This window comes from Paenibacillus sp. FSL R7-269 (genome assembly GCF_000517865.1).
Classification (GTDB): Bacteria; Bacillota; Bacilli; order Paenibacillales; family Paenibacillaceae; genus Paenibacillus_AQ.
On the sequence record NZ_ASPS01000025.1, the window covers coordinates 94,352 to 118,365 of the forward strand.

A 24,014-nucleotide genomic window follows, 5' to 3' on the forward strand; every position below is an offset into this window, starting at 1 on the left:
AGAGCTAGAGTATAAGCCCTGCCGGACGGCAGCGCCGTACTTGATGAGATTAATATGGTGACATATTAATAAACCTGGGGTGGTACCGCGAGAATTTCGTCCCCAAGACTTACGGTCTTGGAGGTGAGGTTCTTTTTTGTTGTATCCAGATAAAAGCGGCGTACCACCCATGAACAGGAGGAGATTGGAATGACAGAGAATAATGGACCGGCTCTGCCGGAGAATTATATGGATAGGCTCATTAGAGAAGATGTGGAGGCGGGAGCCTTCAGCCGGGAGATCTGCACCCGGTTTCCACCGGAGCCCAATGGCTATCTGCATATCGGGAGTGCTTTTGCCATCCACACGAATGTGGGGATCGCCCGTAAATATGGCGGATGCTTCCACCTGCGCTTCGATGATACCAACCCGCTCAAAGAGGATAAGGAATACGTGGAGGCGATCATCCGTGATCTTGAATGGCTAGGCTGCAGTCCCGGGGAGCACATCTACTACGGCTCCGATTATTCGGAGGAGATCTACCGCAGGGCAGAGACGCTCATTCTGAAAGGCAAAGCCTATGTCTGTGATCTGACGGCAGCGGAGGTGACAGCTTACCGGGGGAGCTTAACCGGGCCAGGGCAGGACAGTCCTTACCGCAGCCGCACGCCGGAGGAGAATCTGCGGCTGTTCCGGGCGATGCGCAAGGGGGAATATCCGAGCGGTGCCAAAGTGCTGCGGGCGCGGATCGACATGGCTTCGCCGAACATGAATCTGCGAGATCCGGTGCTGTACCGGATTATTCATGCAGGGCATTACCGTACAGGCAATGCCTGGTGCATCTATCCCATGTATGACTTCGCCCATCCGATTCAGGATGCGCTGGAAGGGGTGACACATTCGCTGTGCTCGATCGAGTTCAAGGATCACCGGCCGCTGTATGAGTGGGTGCTGCGGGAGCTGGAGATCCCGGAAGCCCCGAGGCAAAGGGAATTCGGCCGGGTGAACCTGACGGGAGTGGTCACTAGCAAGCGGTATCTCCGGGAGCTGGTTGCCGGGAACTATGTGGACGGCTGGGATGATCCGCGGCTGCCCACGCTCAGCGGGCTGCGCAGACGGGGATTCACGCCGGAGAGCATCAGGGATTTCGTCCGGGAGATCGGGATGGTCCGGAATACGGCCATGGTGGATTTCTCGCTGCTGGAGCATTGCCTGAGACAGGATCTTAAGGCCAAAGTGCCGGCTGTCATGGCTGTGCTGGACCCGCTGAAGGTCGTGCTTACAAATTACGCAGCCGGGGCCTCTGAGCTGCTTCCGATCCCTAACAACCCAGAGAATGCTGAGCTGGGTTCAAGAGAGGTACCATTCTCCGGTATGCTGTATATCGAGCGGGCTGATTTCATGGAGGTGCCTGTGAAGGGCTTCCGCAGATTGGTTCCAGGCGGCGAGGTGCGGCTTAAGGGCGGTTATATTATCCGCTGCCATGAGGTGATTAAGGATGCGCAGACGGGGGCCATCCTCGAACTGCGGTGCACCTACGACCCGGAGACCAAGAGCGGCGGTACACTCAGCGGCCGGAAGGTGAAGGGGACCGTGCAATGGGTCTCGGCTGCTCATGCGCTGAAGAGTGACGTATATCTGTATGAGCAGCTGCTGACGGATAACAACGGGCCGAAGGAGGAAGGCGAGAGCTGGGAGGAATACATCAATCCGGGTTCCGTAACCCTGCTTACAGATTGCCTGCTGGAGCCGCTTGCGGGTAACCCTAAGCCCGGGGATACCTACCAGTTCCTGCGTCATGGCTATTTCTGCATCGACAGCAGGCATAGCACAGCTCAGAAGCTGGTGTTCAACCGAATCGTCCCGCTTAAGGATACCTGGAGGGGCAACACGGCCACATCCGCTGAAGCGTAATAAATACAAGACCTCTCACACACATTCTGCGAACGCTGTATGCACTGGCTGCGCCAAGGCAATTTATTAAAAGCTTAAAAAGTTACACAATCAGCGATGCCCCTGTTACAGGAGCATCGCTGATTTGCATATGTGTCTGCCAAGCTGCCTGCACTTTGTACATTAGATTTCATTAAAATCGACCCCAATACAGCTTCTATTGTATTTTATACAGCAGATTATTGGAAAATGGTCTTTGATAACAAAAAACCGGCAATCAAATGTATGAAATACAACAGAGTGTGTTATATCGCAATTTATTGTGTAATCAATTGCACAAAGTACAATCACCTCCAGCAGAGGAGTCCACCCGATTGTAGGAGCGGGTAATAACATAAGGCATGAGCCTCACTTTATAGGGGTGGATTACATAATATGGGTGGAGGATAGGCGAGTAGGGCATAGCCCAGGCAGCGTATGAAAACCCAGTGAAAATACATTTACAATTCTCATTCTGAGGATTATAATAAAACCAGATCGAATGTTGCACCAGGGAAACTTTCGTGTATATAGACAACTTTTTCCGGGCAAGAGGAGGACAGAACATGATGGAGCAAAATACCGCAGTAGAATCATCCCCTATACTAAAGGGTCATACAGTTCATACTAACAAACATTCGGCACAATCGGTGCTTAACGGAGATGTCAAAGGACTGAAGAGACTTCTTCCTTTTCTGGGCCCGGCATTTATAGCTTCCGTAGCTTATCTGGACCCCGGCAATTTCGCCACTAATATTACCGCAGGCTCGAAATACGGGTATCTGCTGCTCTGGGTCATTTTCGCCTCGAATCTGATGGCCGTACTAATTCAATCCTTATCCGCCAAGCTAGGCATTGCTACCGGCAAGAATCTGCCTGAGATCGCGCGGGAGCAATTCCCGAAGGGCGTGTCGATCTTCCTGTGGATTCAGAGTGAAATCGTCATTATCGCCACCGATCTTGCTGAATTCATCGGCGCAGCGCTCGGACTCTATCTGCTGTTCGGCATACCGATGCTTCCGGCTGCATTGATTACCGCTGTAGGGTCATTTGCCATTCTGGAGCTGCAGCGGCGCGGTTACCGCACGCTTGAGGCCGGAATCGCCGGTATGGTGATGATTGTTGTGCTGGCTTTTGCATTCCAGGTCATTATGGCTAAGCCGGATGCAGGCAGCATCCTTACCGGAATGTTTACTCCCAGATTCGAAGGTGTGGACAGCGTGCTGCTGGCTGCGGGGATTCTCGGTGCAACGGTCATGCCCCATGCAATCTATCTACATTCTTCGCTGACCCAGAGCCGTGTAATCGGAATTGATGAGCGTGAGAAGAAGCAGATCTTCCGGCTGGAATTCATCGACATTCTGATTGCTATGCTGATTGCCGGTGCAGTAAATATGGCTATGGTCATTGTAGCAGCCGCACTGTTCTTCAAGAACGGTCTGGTGGTCGAGGATTTGGATATCGCCTTCGAGCAGTTCCGCAATCTGGCGGGGCCTGTTACGGCAATCTCCTTCGGCCTCGCCCTGCTGATCGCAGGTCTGTCCAGCTCGTCGGTGGGCACAATGGCGGGTGATGTGGTCATGCAGGGATTCATTAATAAAAAAATCAATCTCTACCTCCGCCGGGCGATCACTATTATTCCGCCGCTCGCCATCATCGCCTTAGGCGTTAACGCAACCAGCGCACTGGTAATGAGCCAGGTTGTCCTTTCCTTCGGGATTGCCTTCGCCCTGATTCCGCTCGTCATCTTCACCAGTGACCGCCGGATCATGCAGGGGCTGGTGAACCACCGGATCACCACCATCCTTGGCTGGATCATCTCCGCTCTGGTGGTCGCGCTGAACCTGTTCCTGATAGTGGAGATGTTTGTGTAAGTTGTGCATGGAATTGAATGCTGAAGTATGGGCTCTATGCTTCACAGCCAGTAACCTTTTCGAGAAATCCTGCAAGAAGTGCAACAATACTGCCCCATAGAAGCGACTGATGCTGAAATCCTGCAACAAATGCAACAAAGCCAGCGCTAACTTGCCCTAAACACCAGAATTCCTGCAAACGATGCAACAATCTAGCGTAGCCAGTAACATTTATAGAGGAATCCTGCAAAATGTGCAACAATGCGATCCATACAAGCGATCCGTGAGAGGAAAGTCTCGGAATTGGCGAGAGATAGCGGCGAACGTAAATGAAGAGCAGAAGTGCATTTGAATCTGTGTTTGTAACTCCCCCCCCCTCTTAAACAGCGGAGCGGGCGGAATGATTGTGGAGAAGCGGAGCGGTCGCCTTTGTATCCGGATTTTCACCGATTAGGGGAATGATAAAAATCTGGATACAAGAGCGATTGGAACAACGTTCCGTTTGCGGAGCGTGCTCCTAAGAGTCGCCGTAAATTATACGCATAAACAAAAAAAAGAGGTGTCTCATTTGCCGTTTGCCGGCTTCTGAAGACACCTCTTTTCTGTTAAAGGATCAGCCTGCTGCTATTGCTTCACAATATCCTGTACCGCTTTGTCCAGCTTCTCCAGCAGCTGGTCATGGTTCAGCTGGCCGCCAAGGTATTCCTGCATGGCTGCGCCGAAGCCCTGGGTGACGCCGTCAGGGAACATATCCCAGTTCCAGCCCAGCGCGTTCCCGGATTTCTCCTGCACGGCAACGGCGACCTGGCCGATATCAGCGGCGTCTGCAGTGATGTTCGCTTCCGCCGGGATGAACTTGAATTCCTTGGTCAGATACTTCTGACCCGTTTCCGAGCTGACCATCCAGTTCAGGAAGGCCTTGGCTTCCTCCGGATGTGCGGATTTGCTGTTCACGATATAGTTGTTAGGCACGCCCACCAGGATGGTGCCTTCTTCGCCGTTAATCGGGAGCGGGAGGAGGCCCAGGTTCAGGGCCGGATCGATTTTGTCGATATCGCCTTGTGTCCAGTTCCCTTGCAGCATCATGGCAGCTTTACCGGAGGCGAATTCAGCCACCTGAGTCGCATAATCGGTAGTCATCTTGTTGTCCTGGGCATTGCCTATGATCACATCTACGAGATCCAGCCATTGCTTGAAGACGGCGTTGCCCTTGATGGTCTGTTTGCCTGCCTTCACATCGTCAATGAACTGCTTCGGATCAGGCTGGTGCGCCATTCCTACGTTAACGAGGTGAATCCCCATGGACCACCACTCATTGGTGGCTTCAAACGGTGTGATGCCAGCGGTCTTCAGCTTGGCTACGGCGTCCTTGAGCTGGGGAAGTGTCTTAGGCTCTTCTGTAATGCCGGCTTTGGCGAACAGATCCTTGTTGTAGATCAGCCCGTAGCCTTCAACATTCATAGGCATGCCATAGAGCTTGCCGTCTACGGTTGCCGGTGTCTTGGCGGTCGGGATCAGCTGGGCGGCCCAAGGCTCATTGCTCAGGTCAGTGGCACGGTCCATATAAGGAACAAGGGCTGTATACCCGCCGTTATTGAAAATCTCAGGCTCAGAGCCGGAAGCGATCTCCGCCTTCAGCAGTGCACCGTAATCCTCACCGCCTCCGTGCGTTTCGACCTCCACCTTCACGCCTGTCTCCTTCTCGTATTCTTCGGCGAGTGCATTCAGTTGCTCGGCAATTTCCACCTTGAACTGGAACATTTTAATCGTAACATCCTTGGCAGGCGCTTTGCCGGCTTCCGGTGCTGCCGATTCGGTTGACGCGTTAGGAGCATTCGTAGCGCTTCCATTGCCTGCGGAATTCGTATTGCCGCTGTTCCCGCAACCTGCGATAATGAGGGTGCAAACGGTTGCCATGATGAACGCGAACTTTCTTTTCATAGAATAACCTCCCTGGTCTGTGGTTCCTGCTCTTAGAGCGTAATGGAATTGATAGATGACTTACACTTCATATGTTGCTCGAAAAAGTGGATATTATTGCTGCAAAGGAAAGCCGATCCTAAGATCATCCCTTAATGGAGCCTGCCGTCACGCCTTCCACAATATAACGCTGGAGCGACAGGAAGAACAAGAGGATAGGCGTGATCGCCATAACGAGACCGGCAAGGGCCAGATCCCACTTCTTGGTGTACTGTCCGAAGAACTTGGTCACAGCTACGGGCAGGGTCGTCAGATCCTTATTCCCGCCGATCACCAGGACAGGCAGCAGATAGTCATTCCAGATCCATAGTGTATTCAGGATAATGACGGTTACAATAATCGGCAGCAGCAGCGGGAAGACGATCCGGAAGAACACGCCGTACGGATTCGAGCCGTCCACCCGCGCGGCTTCCTCCAGCTCAAGAGGCACCGTTTTGATGAACCCGTGGAACAGGAAGACCGACAGCGGCATCCCGAAGCCGAGGTAACAGGCCACAATGCCGTACAGCTCGCCGCGCAGCGCAAGCAGGCTCGTCACCCGGACCAACTGCAGCATGAGTGACTGGAACGGAATGATCATCGCCGAGACCAGCAGCAGGAACACGAAGGAATTGAAGCGTGTCGGCTTGCGCACAATCTGGTAAGCGGCCATCGAGCTGAACAGGACGATGAAGATTACACTTAGAATCGTAATTGTCAGAGAGTTGAAGAAGGCCTGCGGGAAGTTAATGGCATCCCAGACCTTGGAATAGTTACTCCAGTGGAACACCTGCGGCCAGGAAGCGGCATCGATCAGGATGTCCTTCAGTCCCTTAACCGAGTTGCTCAGGACCAGATAGAACGGTGACAGGAAGACAATAGCCAGCAGAATGGCGGCAATTTCGAGGATGAAGTTGCCCGGGCGGTAGCGGCTGCTGTTCATTAAGCGGACACCTCTTTTCGTTTGGTAAGCCAGACCTGGGTAACGGTGATCAGGGAGACGGCGGCGAAGAAGAGCAGTGCTTTGGCTGTACCCAGGCCATACCGGTTGTTGATCAATGCCTCCGCATAAATGTTATAGGCCAGCGACTGGGTCGAGGTGCCCGGCCCGCCTTTGGTCAGCGACAGGTTGAGGTCGAACATTTTGAAGGCATTGGAGGTCGTCAGGAACAGGCAGATGGTAATCGCCGGCATAATCAGCGGGATGTAGACGCTCTTGAACAATTGGGGAGCGCGGGCACCGTCTATGCGGGCAGCTTCAATGAGATCCTTCGGAATCCCGGCCAGCCCGGCGATATAGATGACCATCATATAACCGGCCGTCTGCCAGACGAACACGATGACCAGACCCCAGAACCCGGTGCTTGGCGTGCCCAGCCAGGGCAGCTGGAAGAACGAAAGCCCCGTCAGCTCGCCGATTGTAGCGAAGCCCTTGGTGAAGATGAACTGCCAGATGTAGCCGAGCAGAATGCCGCCGATCACATTGGGCATGAAAAAGACGGTACGGAGCAGCTTCTTCGTCTTCAGCGTCGTCATTAGAATGAAGGCCAGCAGCAGCGCAAGCACGTTGGCAGCCACAACTGAGATCACGGTGAAGCGCAGGGTGAAGACCAGGGACTCCCAGAACTTATCGTCATTCATGAAAATCCGTTTCCAGTTGGCCGCGCCGGTCCAGACCGCTTTGTCCAGATCCAGCCCGTTCCAGTCGGTGGAGGAGTAGTAGAAGCCAAGGAAGAACGGGGTGACTACAATGGTCAGGAAAAAGAGCAGACAGGGGCCGAGAAATACGATTTGCTGTCCCCAGCCTCGCTGCATACCTAGAGTTTTTCTCATATGGACTCTCCTTTGGGTAAGTTTGGGTAAGATATCTACGGGTTCACAGCTTGATTATAGAAAGCCCGGGCCACTGCCAACACTTCATTTCATGCCGGAAAAAGTGGATTATATTGCAGGATATACGGCTCACACAACTTGTAGGAGGTTCCCCCATGTTCAAGAACAGCATCCGGACACGGCTGATGGCCTTAGTGCTGCTGGCGTCAGTGATCCCGTCAGGCATCTCTGTGACCTTCTCTTATCTCTATACGAGGCAGTCGGTTACGGACCAGTCCGTGAAGCAGAATACGAAGCTGCTGACGCTGGGGGAGGCGAATCTCCGGAGTTATTTCAGCGGCATGAACCAGCAGGCGATGTCGCTCTACAGCGGGATCAATGTTCCCAGCTCCTTCTACACCACTCTGCTTACCGCCAAAAGCCCCGCCCAGGCCCCGCCCGGCACCATACTGCCAGACACCCGGGCGATCATCTCTACCCAGCTGTACAATCTGTTTCTCTCCGACCGCAATACGTATCAGATTCATCTGTATGTGAGGGCCGCCAGGCAGTCCAATCTGCTGCTTAAGGGATTTTTCCGCCGTGAGGATAATGCAGACTATGCCGCCAAGGGGCAAGCTGGAGGGACTTACCGCCCGTATCTCGAAGTGACGCATATGGATCATCAATACGGAGTGAAGTCCGGTTTCCCCAATCTGAAGCCGGGGAGCGTGCCGGTCTTTACGGCCCATTTTCCCATTTACCGGACCCCTAGTGACAGTGTACTGGCAGATTTGTCGATCGATTATACGCTGGGGGAGCTGGAGGGGATTGTGGAGTCGATGTACACTTCGGACACAGAACGCCTGTATGTGCTGAATGAGCAAGGCGAGGCGCTGTTCGCCTCCGATCCGGACTGGATCGGGAAGCCGGTGGCAGCGGGCTGGAGCCGTCTCCCCGCAGAGCAGGACAGCGGGCATTTCACCTGGAAGAAGGACGGCTTCCAGGGGATTGTAATGTTCAAGCAGATCAAGGCCCCTTTGTTCAGCGGAAGCATTATCAAGCTGGTGCCCTATGAGGATCTCTACACAGACGCAAGGGTGATTACCCGGTTCAACATGGGTATCGGACTGCTGTTCCTCCTGATCGGGGGCATCAGTGCCGTGCTGATCTCCATCGGCTTCACCCGTCCGATCAAGAAGCTGATTCACTTCACGCAGAAGGTGCAGACCGGCCAGCTGGATGCGCATATGGATGCCGAGCGGGAGGACGAGTTCGGGCTGCTCACCCGCAAGATCACCGGCATGACCCGCACGATCAATGAGCTGATCGTCAAGGAATACCGGCTGGAGCTGGCGAACAAAACGAATCAGCTGAAGGCGCTCCAGGCCCAGGTGAACCCGCATTTTCTCTACAATGCGCTGCAGTCCATCGCCAGCCTGTCCTTGCGCTATAATGCGCCGAAGGTGTATGATCTCATCTATTCCCTGGGCAGCATGATGCGTTATTCGATGAATACCGAGCGGACCCAGGTGCCGCTGCGGGATGAGATTGAGCATGTGCAGAACTATATGATTCTCCAGACGGAGCGGTTCGGCGAAGAGAATCTGCGGCTGGAGATTCAGGCGGGGCCGGAGGCTCTGGAGCTGATCCTGCCGAAGATGATCCTGCAGCCGATTGTGGAGAATATCTTCAAGCATGCCTTCGCTGACGGCATAAGCGGGGGGCTGATTCAGATAGAGTGCAGGCTGGAGGGGGCGGCCAGACTGGTGCTTGCCGTGAAGGATAACGGCCGGGGCATGAGCCCGGAGCGGCTGGAGGAGATTACGGCCTGTCTCAGAGGCAGCAGCCAGCCGGACCAGGAGGAGATCGGCCTGTACAATGTGCTGGCCCGTCTGCGGCTCCAGTTCGGCAGCGCAGCGGAAATGCAGCTTAAGAATAATGAAGACGGCCAGGGGCTTACCGTTACGCTGATTATTCCGCTGGAGGAGATAGACGGTTAATTCCGGCGGCTTTTGCGAATAGAGAACAGAGACTATCCTTGAAGGAGCGGCTGAGATGAAGGTGCTGATTGTAGATGATGAGAAGCATGTGCGGGAGGCCATCCGATATTTTGTTCCGTGGGACAGCTATAACATCTCCGGGATCTATGAGGCGACCAACGGGCAGGAGGCGACACGGATCATGCAGGAGCATCAGCCGGCTGTCGTGTTCACGGATATGCGGATGCCGCTGATGGACGGGGCGGAGCTGCTGGAATGGCTGCACCGGCATTATCCGCACACGAAGACGATTGTCATCAGCGGGTATCAGGATTTCAATTACGTCAAGCCGGCCATCGTATACGGCGGTACGGATTATCTGCTGAAGCCGCTGAACAGCAAGCAGCTGATTGCCTCTGCGGAGCATGCCTTCAAGCTGTGGATGGAGGAAGAGGCGGAACGGAAGCGGCGCCAGCGCCAGAACATGCAGCTCAACGCGCTGCGTCCGCTCTACTGGGACAAGATGCTGTCCGATCTGGTGAGCGGACAGGCCTCGTTCCATGAGCTGAAGCTGGCCCTCTGTGAAGAGCTGGGGATGCCGATTGGGGCGCAGGAGTGCAGAATCGCCGTAATCCCGTTGCAAGCTGCAGACTGCCATCTGCTGCGGAGATTCCGCGGGGATGTGGCCTTGACGGCCTTCGTGCTGGCTAATGTCTGCAATGAAGTGATGGCCGCAGACCAGAGCGGCTATGCCTTCCGCAACTGGCAGGGCGGAGGCGAGCTTGTAGTTCTGCTGTGGAGCGCTGTAGCGCAGGCGGAGGAGATGCTTAACCGGATGAATGAAGCCATCCGCCAGGCGTTCGGCGTTCAGCTGGATATCGGGCTTAGTCCGCTGAACCCGTTGCCGGAAGGGCTGCGGTCTGCTTTTGAACAGGCAGGTCAGGCGCTTGAGGAGCGGAATCTATTGCAGCGGGACGGGCGAATCCATCCCTTCAGAGCGCACGGGGACGGAAGTAGACCTGCAAACGACTACGGCCTGGAGGAACGGCTGGATAAGCTTAGAATCGCCGTCTTGTCCGGCGATCTGGAGCGGATGGAGCGGGTGGCAGAGGAGTGGGCCGGACATCTGGCCGGGCTGCCGCTGCTCACGGAGCACGTTCTGCTGCATCAGGAGACGGAGATTCTGGACGTTCTGAAGCGCTGGCGGCCGGAGGAGGAGCTCAGCCTGGAGCGCTGTTATGACGCCGAAGGGCTGTTCTCGGTGGAGAACTGGCAGTGCCGGCTGAAATCGCTGCTGCACCGCTTATCCAAGGGCAGCCCGCAGGCCCCGGACAGCCGGCTCGTCCAGGAGATCAGGGAGTACCTGGACCAGAACTATGCGCAGGAGATGACGCTGCAGCATATTGCGGAACGCTTTTTCATCAGCAGAGAGAATGTGTCGCGCAAGTTCAAGCAGATCACCGGAGAGAATCTGTCGGATTATCTGACCGGCCTCCGGGTGGAGAAGGCGAAGACGCTGCTCCAGAATACGAATCTGCGGCTGTCGCAGATCGCGGAGCTGGTGGGCTATGAGGATGAGAAGTACTTCAGCCGTGTCTTCAAAAAAACCGCCGGCATCACGCCAAGAGAATACCGCAAGCAGGAGGAAGAAGCCTGAGTATGTAAGGTTCACGACTGCCTGTCAGCATTTCCCGGCCTGCAACCGATAATAGCTATATGGGCAATAAATACATAGCTGCGGTTATAGGGGAGGGCTGGATAGAATGGACAATGATCTGGGAAGAACGATTAAGAATGACCTGATTAATGCCTATGGAGTGACTGTAATTCCGGCGGGGAGCAGGCTGAATGCCGAGCATCTGGAGCTTATCCGCAAACAAAAAATCGACAGGTTCGACATTCTTTTTGCAGATGAGGCTGACCAGGCGCCCCCCTATCAGAAGATGGTTAACAGTACAGTGGACCTGTCCAAGGAATTATTCGAATCCTATAGAATCTCCCGCAAAATCCCGCTGGCGGATATCCGCAAGGATGTTCTTCCGGTCATTCAGGAGATCTCGCGCAACCCGGATATCTTCGCCTTATTCCATTCAGTGCAGGGCAAGGATGATTATACATATCAGCACAATATCGGTGTTGCAGTACTGTCTACCCTGATCGGCAGGTGGCTGGAGATGAGTGAGGCGGAGCTGTCCGTGCTCTCCATGGCTGCAACCCTGCATGACATCGGCAAGCTGAAGATTCCCTCAGAGCTGCTGAATAAGCCCGGCAAGCTGACGGACGAGGAATTCACCCAAGTGAAGAAGCACACGGTCTACGGCTACGAGATCCTCAAAGAAACCACCGGAGCCAATTCACGCATTGCCCTGGTGGCGCTTCAGCATCATGAGCGAAATGACGGCAAGGGGTATCCGCTGGGGCTGACGGACGAGCAGATCGATCCTTACAGTAAAATTGTGGCCGTGGCGGATATTTTTCATGCGATGTCCAGCAAGCGCCCGTATCATGAGCCGATGCCGTTCCATATGATTGTGGATCAGATGAGAAGAGGCAGCTTCGGCGCGCTGGACCCGCATATTGTAACCGTTTTTCTGGAGAATGTCGTGAAGCGGTCCGTGGGGCGTGATGTAGTCTTAACCGATGGCCGGGTCGGTGAGATTGTCTATCTGAACCCGCATGATATCGAGACTCCGCTAATCCGCATCGGGGATGAATATATTGATCTCAGCAAAAGAACGGAGCTTAACATCCGGGAGATCAGCATCTGATTCTTATCTATTTGTTAAAATAATCGGCCACTCCCTCGGCAACAGCCTGAGCCGCCTTCCGCTGATAAGCCGCCTTGCGTACAATCGCTTCGTCGTAAGGGTTCGACAGGAAGCCCAGCTCTACAAGGGTGGCCGGCAGCGGATTCTCCCGCAGAATATGGTAGTCGCCGAAGGAGAGGCCGTTGCTGCGCAGGCCAATACCCTCACCCAGACGGGTCTCCACTGCCCGGGCCAGCCGCAGATCATTCTGCTGCGAATAGAAGAAGGTCAGCGTGCCGGAGACATTTTTCGGCGATGAATTATAATGAATGCTGACAAAAGCGTCCGCACCGAGCTGCCGTCCGAGCTGCACCCGCTGAGAGAGCGCAGGCTTCTGATCCCCGCGGGTCCGGGTCATCTCCACTCTGGCTCCCTTGGCGGTCAGATAATCCCGCAGGTAGAGAGAGGTCTGGAGCGTCAGATCCTTCTCCATCGTGTCATAGGTTGTCCCGAGCATGCCGGGATCGGTGCCGCCGTGGCCGGGGTCCACAATGATCAGCTTGCCCCGGATACTGCCGGATTTCCGTACGACACTCGGAGTCTGGCTATTCGAGCTGACTGTACTTGCGCTGTGGACGGTTCCGTCTGACAGATAGCCGGAGGATACCCAGCCGGCCGTTCCTCCGGCGGTGCGGACCCGCGACCACTCTCCCTGACGGAGCAGGAGCGTAACCTTGTTGCCGGATTGCAGGGAGCCGACCACCTCATAACCGGTTCCCGGACCGCTGCGGATTCGCAGGGACGACGCGGTCACGACAGCCGTTCCGCTGGAGGCCGAGGTGGTCTTAACCGCCGCCTTGGCCGATGCCTTGGAGATGGTGGAGCTGGAAGAGGTGCTGGCGGACGAGCTTCCGCTGGTGCGCTTCAGATAATAACCGGCTACCCATCCGGAGACAGAGCCGGCCCGGACTTTGAGCCAGCCGTGCTGCTCCTCAGTGACGGTAACGGTGGCTCCGGCAGCCAGAGTGCCTGTGACGGCGGCGCTTGCAGCAGGCTCACTGCGTACATTCAGGGAGCTGGCGTACACTTTGGCGGTGTAAGCAGTTGCAGCATAAGCGGTAGAAGACGGCAGGACAGGTGCCAATATGGATGAAGCCAGCAGACAGGCTGACAGAACTGCGGTATGTATTTTTTGTCGCATACAAATAAAGCCCCATTTCCCCTAGAGATAACATTCTATTACCCGTTTCATCGGCAGGAGAATACCGAAAAATTAAAATTGAAGATAAATACCTACTTCAACTACTGCTAACAACGCTACTGATTACATTCCTCTTATCTTCTTCTGCGGCTGCCCAATATCGACTAAAGCCCTATTCGTTGGCAGGAAATGTCTGTATAATTATTACATATTGGGGAAACAGACAAAGGAGTGCCGCCGTGATCAGACCTAGATTATTCATTGGTTCTTCCAGAGAATCTATCCGCTATGCCAGGGCTATCCACGAACAGCTGAAGCGGACCGCCGAGGTTCATCCGTGGTATGCCGCTGCTTTCCGGCCGAATGAATACACCATGGAAGCGCTGGAGCGGAATCTGGATATCAGCGATTTTGCCGTCTTTGTGTTCTCGCCGGATGATGTAGCCCGGATTAGGGGTAAATATTATTATGTGACCCGGGACAACACGCAGTTCGAAATGGGCCTGTTCTGGTCGAGGCTGCGTCGCGGCAGGGTCTTCTGCCTGCTGCCGGATCAGGTGCCTGCCCGCAGTGATCTGATCCCGGGTGAGAATGTGGAAGAGTATCATCTGCTGTCGGATTTGTCGGGACTAACCCCGCTGGAATATGAGTGGCAGCATGAGAATGTTACAGCGGCGGTGGATGTGAGCTGCGGCAAGATCATTGACATTATTCAGGCACAGGGGATGTACCACGACCCGGCTGTAGAGCTGTTGCAGCTTCGGGCAGAGCTTAGGCGAAAAGAAAGTATCCTTCACTTCTTTTGGCAATATAATAATAATGTAACCCCGCCTCAGGCAGCCGAGAAATATCAGGCACTGAGCGAAGCCGTCCGCAATTCATTCCTGCCTCCGGAGAATTGCCGGGTGATTGGAGCCGCCATGTGGCGTGCCGAAGCGGAAGCGGGCCTGAAGCAGGTCGGCGGCAATGTGGGACGCGGGCAGATGTATCCGTTCTCCGCGTTCGAGGACGGGGGCGTGAAGCCGGGGGTGCTGGATGCTTTTTTGGCAAAAGAATGGACTTTTTTACAGCGTACGGAAGTTGCGGAGGTATATATCCTATGCTATCCTTTAGGTAAGAACCATGTGCTGTCCGTGCACTTCTCGGGAAGTCAGGGATTATCGGCAGAGGATATTACAGCAGTCGTGGCCTATAACCGGGATTTGTTCCGCACCGTCAATCATTTAGTGGGAGGGGACTAACAGGATGAAGAATATGAAGAATGCCGTTAGTGTATCCAGTACTGTCCGCCGGTCTGCAAGCGGTGACGGCAACAGCGCGGGAGGCAAAGGCCGCTCCAGACGCAAATCCGGCCCCAAGCTTACGCCCTCAGCGTCAAGCGTGTATTTGGCACCATCCCTGGAGGGTGGCGACGACGAGTACAAGAAGCTGGTCAGCGGTAAAGTGGATAATAACAAGCCATCATTTGCCTGAACATTGGCTAATTCATACTATTGAACAGGTCCCCAGCAATCGCTGGGGGCTTTTTTTGTCCATTGAACGAATGGCGGCCTCTACTTAGGTAATGTGAAGTTATGCGCTCTCCTGATGAGCCTGCTCACTCACATCCGTGGCATTCTCCGTCTGCCGGGTCTGGAATTTAAACTAATATAAGGAATTAGGGTGACTATGTGGGCTCCACTGGAAGCGGGCCGATTGGTGCGGGGTGGATTAGAAGGGGGAAGGGGATAGGGAGAGGGAAAGTGAAAGGGAGAGGGAGAGGGAGAGTGAAAGGAATAAATCCCTTTGATGGTGCTGAAAGTGGGCTGGCTGAGCAAATGAAAGGGATAAATCCCCTTGATGGCGATGAAAGTGGGGCGGATGAGTAAATGAAAGGGATAAATCCCTTTGGTGGAGCTGAAAGTGGGCTGGACGGGGGAGGGTAAGTTAGCTAAATGAGCGAATGAGGAGCACAAGTGCACCTGAATCAAGGAAAAGTTGGCTAAATGAGCAACTCAGGTGCAGAAGTGCACCTGATTTGAGTAGAAGTTGGCTAAATGAGAAAATCAGGAGCACAAGTGCACCTGAATTGAGTAGAAGTTAGCTAAATGAGCGAATGAGGAGCACAAGTGCACCTGACTCAAGTAGATGTTAGTTAAATGAGCCTATCAGTTAGGCGGAACCCCATCCAGCGCAATAGACAACTATTGCGCGGACGATATCCCGTGCTGCTTCTTCGCAACCTCGCGGCGCACCACCGGGGCGACCTCGGTTGCGAGGAGCTCGATGGCGGCGGCTACCTTGGGGTAAGGGAGGCCGCCGATGTCGAGCTGGGTCATGAATCGGTTATGGCCGAACAGCTCATGTTGATAGAGAATCTTCTCGATAATCTGCTGCGGACTGCCCACCGCCAGGGTATTGTCGGGCGAGGTGAACCGGCCGAATTCACTGCGGGAGACCCGGTACTCCTGACCGGGGCGCGGGCTGATGCTATTACGGTAGCTGTAATAATAAGGATAATAGTCATCCAGTGCCTGCTGAGAGGTCTTGGCAATGTAGCCATGGCTGGTGATGGCGATCTTCAAGTCCTCCGGCTGGTGGCCGGCGGCTGCCCCGGCGCGGCGGTAGGTGCCGGCCAGATTCTGGAAGGGCTCCGGGCTGCCGCTCAGGATCGCGATAGCCATGCCGATGCCAAGAGTTCCGGCCTTCTCGGCACTTTCGGCTGACCCGCCGATGCCGACCGAGAGCGGCAGCTTCTGCTGGAGCGGACGCGGAGCAATCTCGGCGTTATGCAGCGGAGAGCGGAATTTGCCCTTCCAGTTCATAACCTCATGCTGGTTCAGTGTGAGCAGCAGGTCGAGGTTCTCGCTGAACAGCTGCTTGTAATCCTCCAGCTCATAGCCGAACAGCGGGAAGGATTCCAGAAAAGCGCCGCGTCCGGCAATGATCTCGGCCCGGCCGCCCGACAGCAGGTCCAGAGTGGCGAAATCCTCGAAGACACGAACCGGATCAATGGTACTTAGCACGGTCGTAGCGCTGGTGAGCTTGATCCGCTGTGTAACCTGGGCAATAGCCGCCAGCACAACGGGCACCGATGAGATTACGAAATCCAGCCGGTGATGCTCGCCTACACCGAATACATCCAGCCCGGCTTCATCGGCCAGCTTCGCGGCTGCAATGACTTCCTGCAGGCGCTGGGCGGGGCTGATCCGCTGCCCTGTATGGCAGTCGGTAACGATATCGCCCAGTGTATAAATGCCGAATTCAAACTCCGGCAGGCTTACTTCTTTTGCTTGAGCATCCTCTTGTGCGTTTGCCAGAGTATCCGCTTGCGTATTCCCTTGAATATTAGTATGAGCATTCCCTTGGTTGTTCATGGTACAGACCCCTTATAATCCAGAATATTGAGTAGCAGTTATCTTGTAAGCTTGTCCGTTAGTGCAAGGATATAGCCCAGTATATCACAATTACTTACTAATTGTAAGTATATGAGTGGAAGTTTGCAAAGCTTGTCCTGTGGTAACTTGTAATATTGGGCGTTCTATTATAGAAGCTTTTGTCTCAGCAATCGGAATGTCTGGGAAATATCCCATAAAGTTTTATATATACGAACCGGACGGTTGAGATTATACTAAGTTGAACGAACCGTTTCTTCAGCAGGCGGAGCGTCTCCCCAGATGTACACACACAGACACTACAATATTATGCTGGAGGAAATTGAATGAGCATTACAGAACTTACTAGCCAACTTTCCAGTTTCACAGGAAGGCTATTGCGGGAACGCTTCGGGAAAGGTCCTGAATCGATACACGCCTCCATCGGGGAGCAATGTATAGCCCTGCATATCCGTAATTTTATCGGGCCTGTGGAGAGGTTTTTATTGAATAAGGAAGAAGAACAGGCGTTTCGTTATACACGGGAGCTTCTGATGAAGTCCCTGCTTCCCGAGCTTGCAGCGTATCTGAAGGAGAGCATGGCTGTTGAGGTCGGCGAGCTTTTTTATGATTGGGGCATTCATAACGCCTCGGGGATGATCGTGGCACTCATCAAGAATGACGATGTACCGATTGATGATTATGCCGGGCGCGAGGAAGTCCATATCCAGATTAACGAGGTAACCAGGAAGGTTCAGAAGGAGCCGGTCTATACGGACTCCTGGTGGCTGGGACCCCGCATTCTGATTATTAAGCGCGAAGGCATCATGATTCCTTTGGAGAAGGAATTGATTGGCCTCGGCTATGAGAATACGCTTAAGACCACCAAGCGCAAGATGGAAAAGCGGTATTTGGACGATACCACCACGATAGCCCAGATGCTCGGCAAAGAGCTGGCGGATATTTATGTGGATTGGGATTTCGACAAAGATACCAGCGTGATAGCCTATACTTTTCACTGAAGTCTAAATATATATGAGGTGGAAATGAGTCGGACATGCAAATGAGCCGAACATGAGCCGAAGAAGGGGGAATGGTCCCTTTCTTCGGTTTTTTTATTTTCTGCCCATCTGCAGGCAAGGGGGCTGAGACTTTTTAGGAGGATAAACTGGATGGAGGAAGGCAAGTGGACGGTACTATATGTGGAAGATAATCAGCTCAATATGGCCTTAGTACACCATATTTTCAAAAGAAATCTGCCCTCTGTATTGCTGCTGAAGGCTGAAACGGCAGAGCTTGGACTGCAAATAGCCCGGGAAGCTCTGCCGGATCTGATCATCCTGGACATCGGGCTTCCCGGACTTAACGGATATGAAGCTCTGGAAATACTGCAGCAGGATCAGGCAACTTGTCATATTCCGGTGCTGGCGACCAGTGCGTTTGCACAAAACTCGGATATTGAAAAGGCCCGGAAGAAGGGCTTTGCCGAATATATCACCAAGCCCTTTCAGGTTAAAGCGTTCACCGAAACCGTGAAAAGGCTGCTCTACGGAGAAGACCTGCAGAAAATTTAGTTCGAAATAGCAACAGGGGATTCATTAAGGTGGGGAGCTGGGGAGATCTCTGTCTGGCGGCGGGTTCACGAACTGCTGTAATCCGCTGAATAAGGAATAATTTTTATTCGACATAATGATTTGACTTTCGCCCGATTATGCAAGATATTTATATTGCAGATTTAATATAAAGGAATTGCATCTAATACTTCACAACGGGCGGTGGATCTTATGCTAGGGCAGCATACGGAGACGTCTTCTCCATTTGAACAGGCATTTAAGACAGGAACTGCCGGAGTAGCCTTTCTCTCCATGGCTGAAGAATGGATGAAAGTGAATCCGGCGGTAACCCTCTTACTGGGATATTCCGAAGAACAGTTGCTGGGACACAGCTTCACAGCGTTCTGGGATGAAGATAGCTTGCACATACATAGTTACAGGATGGGGAGCCTTAGGAGCGGAGCAGCCCCTTTTTTTGAAGCCGAAATCAAGCTGCGCCATGCGGACGGCTCTGCCGTTCCGGTGCTGCTGCATGTGGCGAGGGTAAGCGAACCTTCGACGGGAGAAGGGCTGTATTATATTGTTCACTTGGCCGGAAGGCCGCTTGCGGCACCGGCGGAGGCACTCCCCGGGACACCTGAGCGGCTGTACCAGCTGATTGCCGGCAACATCAGGGACATTGTCTACTATACGGCGCCGGGTTCAGTCTGTCGCTATTGCTCCCCTTCAGTAGAAGAGGTGCTCGGGTATAGACCGGAGGAGCTGATCGGCCAGGACAACAGCAGACTGGTTCACTCTGAGGATCTGGCCTTAATCAGTGCGCAGCAGATGGCTGACTCGCCTGATGTCCAGCTGCGGATCTTACATGCGAACGGCCAATATATCTGGATTGAGTTCTCCCTGAGAACGGTGGAAGATGGCGGGGAGCGCGGGGTGCTGGCTGTCGGCCGCGATGTGACCCGGCGCAAGATTGTGGAGCAGAAGCTTCAGGAGTCGGTCGAGCGGTATACCTCGCTGAAGAAATATAATCATGACGCGATCATATCGCTGGACCTGAAAGGCCATATTATTAACGGGAATGAACAGGCGGTACGGCTGACAGGGTATACGATCGCTGAGATGGTGGGCTTGAGTGTCAGCCGGATAATAGGCGAGCGCCAGTTGCAAAATGTAATCGGTCCCCGCTGGCAGAGCGGCTCCGCGGGACAGGATATCAACCTGATCTGGCATAAGGACGGGCATTCTGTGGAGGTTCTGACCACCCTTGCACCGATTATTATCAACCAGTCTACCGTAGGCTTTTATATTATCGTCAAGGATATTACCGAGCAGAAGCAGCTGATGATTGCCAAGGAGACCGCAGAGAATACGAACCGCGCCAAAAGTGAGTTCCTGGCCATGATGAGCCACGAAATCCGTACCCCGATGAACGGGGTGATCGGGATGACCGACCTGCTGCTGGAGAGCAGTGAGCCAGGTTCGCAGCAGCGGGAGTTCCTGGAAATTATCCGCCAGAGCGGCGAATCCCTGCTCAATATCATCAACGACATTCTCGATCTGTCCAAGATTGAGGCAGGCAAAATCTCACTCCAAGATGAGCCGTTCATTCTCCGGCACTGTATGGATTCCGCGCTGGAGCTGCTTCAGCTCAAGGCGGAGCGCAAAGGGCTGACCCTTAGCGTGGAGAGCGGGCCGGATGTGCCGCAGCGGCTGATCGGGGACAGGGAGCGGCTGAAGCAGATCCTGCTCAATCTGGCCGGCAATGCTGTGAAGTTCACCTGTACCGGCGGGGTAAAGGTAGGCGTAAAGCGCATTGCCGATGGCCCGGCAGGAGTAACGCTCCAGTTCACCGTGGCAGATACGGGAAGCGGCATTCCTGAGGAGGCCCGCAGCCGCTTGTTCGAGCCGTTCTATCAGCTGGAGCATTTCAGGGGCCGCCAGGGAGAAGGCACCGGTCTGGGGCTGGCAATCAGCAAGCAATTGGCCGAGCGGATGGGCGGAGGGATCTATCTGGATACAGCGGCCGAGCAAGGGGCGACCTTTGTGTTCACCGTGGTCCTCCGGACAGAAGCGCAGGCACTTCCGGCTGACGGGACGGAGGGGAACGTGCCGGAGCCACAATCAGCAGGCCGGTCCCTGCATATTCTGGTAGCCGAGGACAATGTGATCAATCAGATCGTCCTGCGCAAAATCCTGGAGAAGCGCGGCTTCGCTGTCGATGTGGCCGAGGACGGGCGGCAGGCAGTCGATATGGCGGTCCGGCACGGCTATGATCTGATCTTCATGGATGTGCAGATGCCCGGGATGAACGGCTTGGAGGCTACAGCTGCCATCAGGGCAGAGCAGCGGGCAGACCAGCAGCCGGTCATTGTTGCAGTGACGGCCAACGCGCTTAAGGGCGACCGGGAGCTATGCCTCGAAGCAGGGATGGACGAATATATCAGCAAGCCGCTGAGAAGCGACAGCATTGACAAAGTAATCGGGAAATTTTTTGCGGAACAGGAATAAGTAGTCAGCTCTTCACAAAATAATCACATTACTGAGTTAAAGCTGCAATGCAGTGCTGAACTATCTTGCATCTGGAAGTCTTTTTGATTAAGATAGCAGAAACTGGTGCATAAGAGCACTGATATACCTTGTAATGACAATGACGAAGAGAGTAAGCACTTCATAGCGGATCTTAACAGGGAAGGCGTGCCGGAGACTGAGAGCACCCTCATGAGACGTTTAGTGCCGAAGTTCACTTCCGAGTCGGTCCCTGAAGTACACTGCTGCAGCAGGTATGGGTAGGGTGGCCCGCTTCCTGCGTTAACGGATGTAAGACAGAATGAATCCACGGCCGGTAATCTTCAGGTATTCCGCCATATGCTGATGCGTCAGCTGGATTCAGCTCTAAATAAGGGTGGTACCACGGCTCCTCGTCCCTTGCGGCGGGGGGCCTTTTTGCGTTCGTTCATAGCCTTAATTATTAATATCACAAAGGAGTGTCTGGGAATGAGTAATGTGGAATTGGATGACTTGAGAGCAAGATTGGATGAGATTAACGGTCAGCTGCTGGAGCTGATCTCGGAGCGTGCCGGAATCGTTCAGGAGATTGGGGTACTCAAAGAGAAGCAGGGCGTGCCGAAGTTCGATCCTGAACGGGAGAAGGCGATGCTGGAGAAAATGGTGGCAGGCAATAAGGGGCCGTTCACGAATGGAACCATCCGTACGCTGTTCAAGCAGATTTTCTCTGCCTCGCTTGATCTGCAAAGTACGGAGCATAAGAAGACCCTGCTGGTAGCGCGCAAAGATCATGCGGAGGATACAGTTATTGAGCTGCCGGGCGGCGTTACTGTAGGCGGATTATCCTCGCTGATGGTGGCTGGCCCCTGCTCGGTGGAGAGCGAGCTGCAGACCCGTACGGTAGCTGCGGCCCTGCAGAAGGCAGGCATCAAGGTTATGCGCGGCGGCGCCTTCAAACCCCGGACCTCCCCTTATGATTTCCAGGGACTGGGCATGGATGGCCTGCGGATTCTGCGTGAAGCGGCGAGTGAATACGGGCTGCTGACGATCAGTGAGATTGTCGATCCCCGGCATATTGAAGAAGCGCTGGATTATGTGGATGTCATTCAGGTCGGCGCGCGGAACATGCACAACTTCGAGCTGCTTAAGGCGGTAGGGGAAGTGAATAAGCCGGTGCTGCTGAAGCGCGGACTATCCGCCACGCTGGATGAATTCGTTCATGCGGCAGAATATATTATGTCCCGCGGCAATATGGAGATTATGCTGATTGAACGCGGGATCCGAACCTATGAGCGGTCGACGCGCAATACGCTGGATATCTCGGCGGTGCCGATTCTTAAGCAGGAATGCCATCTGCCGGTGCTGGTCGATGTCACCCATTCCACTGGACGTAAGGATATCCTGATTCCATGTGCCAAGGCCGCGCTTGCTGCCGGAGCCGACGGGATTATGGTAGAGGTGCATCCTGATCCGGCTACAGCCTTGTCCGATGCGGCGCAGCAGCTTAATATTGAGGAGTTCAACACCTTCTTCAATGAAGTGAAGGCTTCGGGATTATACCGTTAAGCTGAATAGGGTAAATTCAGGCACTAGGAGGAACTGGAATTTTGAAGCAAATCGTCTCATACAACAACGGTTGGTTCTCCAACACACGGAGTGATATTTTATCGGGCATGACCGTGGCTATTGCCTTAATTCCTGAAGCGATTGCTTTCTCCATCCTTGCTGGCGTAAGCCCGATGGTTGGTTTGTACGCCTCCTTCTGTATCGCTATTGTAACAGCCTTCGCCGGCGGGCGGCCGGGGATGATCTCGGCGGCGACAGGAGCGATGGCGCTCCTGGTCGGCAGCCTGGTGTTGTCGCACGGCATTGAGTATCTGTTCGCGGCTACGGTGCTGGCTGGCATCCTGCAGATTGTGATGGGACTGCTGAAGCTGGGCCGGTTCATCACCTTCCTGCCGCAGCCGGTCATGACGGGCTTTGTCAACGCGCTGGCGATTCTGATCTTTATGGCTCAGCTGGTGCATTTTGAGGGGCAGGGCTGGATCATGTATGCATTGGTGGCTCTTACGCTGGTCATTATCTATACGGTTCCCCGGATCACCAAGGCGGTGCCGTCAGCGCTGGTCGCCATTGTCGTAGTCTCGGTACTCAGCATTATGCTGGGGCTGGATGTTAGAACCGTGGGCGATATGGGGACTATTACTTCGGCACTGCCGGTATTCCATCTGCCGAGCCTTCCCTTGACGCTGGATGCGCTGCTGATTATTCTGCCGTATTCGCTCTCTCTCGCGGTAGTCGGATTACTGGAATCGCTGATGACGGCCACGCTGATTGATGATATCACGGGCACCGGCAGCGATAAGAACCGGGAAGCGAAGGGGCAGGGGCTAGCCAACATTGTGACCGGCTTCTTCGGAGGCATGGCGGGCTGCGCGATGATCGGCCAGTCGATGGTCAATATGAAATCGGGCGGACGGACACGCTTGTCCACTTTTGTCTCCGGGATCTTCCTATTGTTCCTGATTCTTGTGTTGGGTGATGTCGTTAAGAAGATTCCTATGGGTGCACTGGTCGGTGTAATGATTATGGTCTGCATCAGCACCTTCGAATGGAAGTCCCTGACCTCCTTGCGGAGAGTTCCGCTAAGCGATGCCCTGGTCATGGTGGTCACTGTGGTTACAGTAGTAGCTACCGATAACCTGTCGATCGGCGTGCTGTTCGGCGTGCTGCTGAGTGCTTTGTCTTTTGCCTGGAAAATCGCTTCCCTCCAGCTGAGTGTTCATACTACGGCCTCTGTAACGACTTATCGGGTATCGGGCCAGCTGTTCTTCGGAACCACGAGCCATTTCGTGAATGAATTCATGTATGACAGTGATCCGGCGCAGGTCATTATCGATTTCAGCCGTTCCCATGTGTGGGATCAGTCGGCGGTGGGGGCTATTGCCAAGACGATGGACAAATACGCGGCACTAGGTACTAAGGTCACTCTCACGGGTCTAAATGAAGAAAGTGCCCGGCTGGTGCAGCGGGTTGGATTGTCGTCTTCGGGCGGACATTGACGGATCAAGGACAGAAGGCTGTTTTTGGAGCGATTGGGCTTCAGAAGCAGCCTTTTTTTTGAATGGTTCAAAATTT

At 54.1% G+C, this 24,014-nt stretch carries 17 protein-coding genes, 1 pseudogene and 1 other annotated feature (1 of these 19 cut by a window edge); of the genes and pseudogenes, 13 read left to right on the top strand and 5 right to left on the bottom strand.

Annotated features, from left to right (window positions below; all coding sequences use genetic code 11):
• Positions 1-107 (top strand) — a binding site (T-box leader) (it extends 157 nt beyond the left edge of the window).
• An 82-nt stretch (positions 108-189) separates the two neighbouring features.
• Both C162_RS12985 and C162_RS12990 read left to right on the top strand, forming a co-directional pair.
• Positions 190-1,893 carry a glutamine--tRNA ligase/YqeY domain fusion protein gene (locus C162_RS12985; protein ID WP_036694884.1) on the top strand — a complete coding sequence of 568 codons (1,704 nt, stop codon included), beginning with the start codon at positions 190-192 and terminating at the stop codon, positions 1,891-1,893.
• A 584-nt stretch (positions 1,894-2,477) separates the two neighbouring features.
• Positions 2,478-3,785 (top strand): Nramp family divalent metal transporter, encoded by a 1,308-nt coding sequence (locus C162_RS12990; protein ID WP_036694885.1) that lies wholly within the window; start codon positions 2,478-2,480, stop codon positions 3,783-3,785.
• Between the two features lie 603 nt (positions 3,786-4,388).
• Here C162_RS12990 and C162_RS12995 read toward each other — a convergent pair.
• The 3 genes from C162_RS12995 to C162_RS13005 all read right to left on the bottom strand — a co-directional run bounded on the left by C162_RS12995 (position 4,389) and on the right by C162_RS13005 (position 7,556).
• Positions 4,389-5,705, bottom strand: a complete 1,317-nt coding sequence (locus tag C162_RS12995; RefSeq protein ID WP_036694886.1) for an ABC transporter substrate-binding protein — start codon at positions 5,703-5,705, stop codon at positions 4,389-4,391.
• A gap of 124 nt (positions 5,706-5,829) precedes the next feature.
• The gene (locus tag C162_RS13000; protein ID WP_036694887.1) at positions 5,830-6,666 is read right to left on the bottom strand and encodes a carbohydrate ABC transporter permease; all 837 of its coding nucleotides are present in this window, start codon (positions 6,664-6,666) and stop codon (positions 5,830-5,832) included.
• On the bottom strand, positions 6,666-7,556 hold the full coding sequence (locus C162_RS13005; RefSeq protein WP_036694888.1) for a carbohydrate ABC transporter permease: 891 nt from the start codon (positions 7,554-7,556) through the stop codon (positions 6,666-6,668). The genes C162_RS13000 and C162_RS13005 overlap by 1 nt, the downstream gene beginning before the upstream one ends.
• Before the next feature lie 155 nt (positions 7,557-7,711).
• Between C162_RS13005 and C162_RS13010 the strand changes: the two genes are divergently transcribed.
• The 3 genes from C162_RS13010 to C162_RS13020 all read left to right on the top strand — a co-directional run bounded on the left by C162_RS13010 (position 7,712) and on the right by C162_RS13020 (position 12,285).
• A complete protein-coding gene (locus C162_RS13010) occupies positions 7,712-9,538 on the top strand; it encodes a sensor histidine kinase (protein ID WP_036694890.1) in 1,827 nt (608 codons plus the stop codon).
• Between the two features lie 55 nt (positions 9,539-9,593).
• Positions 9,594-11,174, top strand: a complete 1,581-nt coding sequence (locus C162_RS13015) for a response regulator (RefSeq protein WP_036694891.1) — start codon at positions 9,594-9,596, stop codon at positions 11,172-11,174.
• Between the two features lie 106 nt (positions 11,175-11,280).
• On the top strand, positions 11,281-12,285 hold the full coding sequence (locus C162_RS13020) for an HD-GYP domain-containing protein (RefSeq protein ID WP_036694892.1): 1,005 nt from the start codon (positions 11,281-11,283) through the stop codon (positions 12,283-12,285).
• A 7-nt stretch (positions 12,286-12,292) separates the two neighbouring features.
• On the opposite strand, the gene C162_RS13025 is transcribed toward C162_RS13020, so the two are convergent.
• Positions 12,293-13,465, bottom strand: coding sequence for an N-acetylmuramoyl-L-alanine amidase (locus tag C162_RS13025; protein ID WP_051493445.1), 1,173 nt, complete (start codon positions 13,463-13,465; stop codon positions 12,293-12,295).
• Positions 13,466-13,704: 239 nt separating this feature from the next.
• On the opposite strand from C162_RS13025, the gene C162_RS13030 reads away from it, so the two are divergent.
• Positions 13,705-14,706, top strand: coding sequence for a TIR domain-containing protein (locus C162_RS13030; RefSeq protein ID WP_036694893.1), 1,002 nt, complete (start codon positions 13,705-13,707; stop codon positions 14,704-14,706).
• A 4-nt stretch (positions 14,707-14,710) separates the two neighbouring features.
• On the top strand, positions 14,711-14,938 hold the full coding sequence (locus tag C162_RS13035; RefSeq protein ID WP_036694894.1) for a hypothetical protein: 228 nt from the start codon (positions 14,711-14,713) through the stop codon (positions 14,936-14,938).
• A gap of 710 nt (positions 14,939-15,648) precedes the next feature.
• Here the strand turns inward: C162_RS13035 and C162_RS13040 are convergent.
• The gene (locus C162_RS13040) at positions 15,649-16,821 is read right to left on the bottom strand and encodes an LLM class flavin-dependent oxidoreductase (RefSeq protein ID WP_084648916.1); all 1,173 of its coding nucleotides are present in this window, start codon (positions 16,819-16,821) and stop codon (positions 15,649-15,651) included.
• 344 nt (positions 16,822-17,165) lie between these two features.
• On the opposite strand from C162_RS13040, the pseudogene C162_RS36895 reads away from it, so the two are divergent.
• From C162_RS36895 to C162_RS13065, 6 genes and pseudogenes are all read left to right on the top strand, one after another.
• Positions 17,166-17,255, top strand: a pseudogene (locus tag C162_RS36895) (Na-translocating system protein MpsC family protein); the annotation flags it as partial.
• A 69-nt stretch (positions 17,256-17,324) separates the two neighbouring features.
• Complete coding sequence (locus C162_RS13045; protein WP_235218423.1) at positions 17,325-17,840, top strand: Na-translocating system protein MpsC family protein; 516 nt, start codon at positions 17,325-17,327, stop codon at positions 17,838-17,840.
• 150 nt (positions 17,841-17,990) lie between these two features.
• Positions 17,991-18,392, top strand: a complete 402-nt coding sequence (locus C162_RS13050; protein ID WP_036694896.1) for a response regulator — start codon at positions 17,991-17,993, stop codon at positions 18,390-18,392.
• 210 nt (positions 18,393-18,602) lie between these two features.
• A complete protein-coding gene (locus tag C162_RS13055) occupies positions 18,603-20,879 on the top strand; it encodes a PAS domain-containing sensor histidine kinase (RefSeq protein WP_051493446.1) in 2,277 nt (758 codons plus the stop codon).
• 486 nt (positions 20,880-21,365) lie between these two features.
• A complete protein-coding gene (locus tag C162_RS13060) occupies positions 21,366-22,442 on the top strand; it encodes a bifunctional 3-deoxy-7-phosphoheptulonate synthase/chorismate mutase (RefSeq protein ID WP_036694897.1) in 1,077 nt (358 codons plus the stop codon).
• Between the two features lie 41 nt (positions 22,443-22,483).
• Positions 22,484-23,938, top strand: a complete 1,455-nt coding sequence (locus C162_RS13065) for a SulP family inorganic anion transporter (protein WP_442792435.1) — start codon at positions 22,484-22,486, stop codon at positions 23,936-23,938.
• Positions 23,939-24,014: the final 76 nt, after the last annotated feature.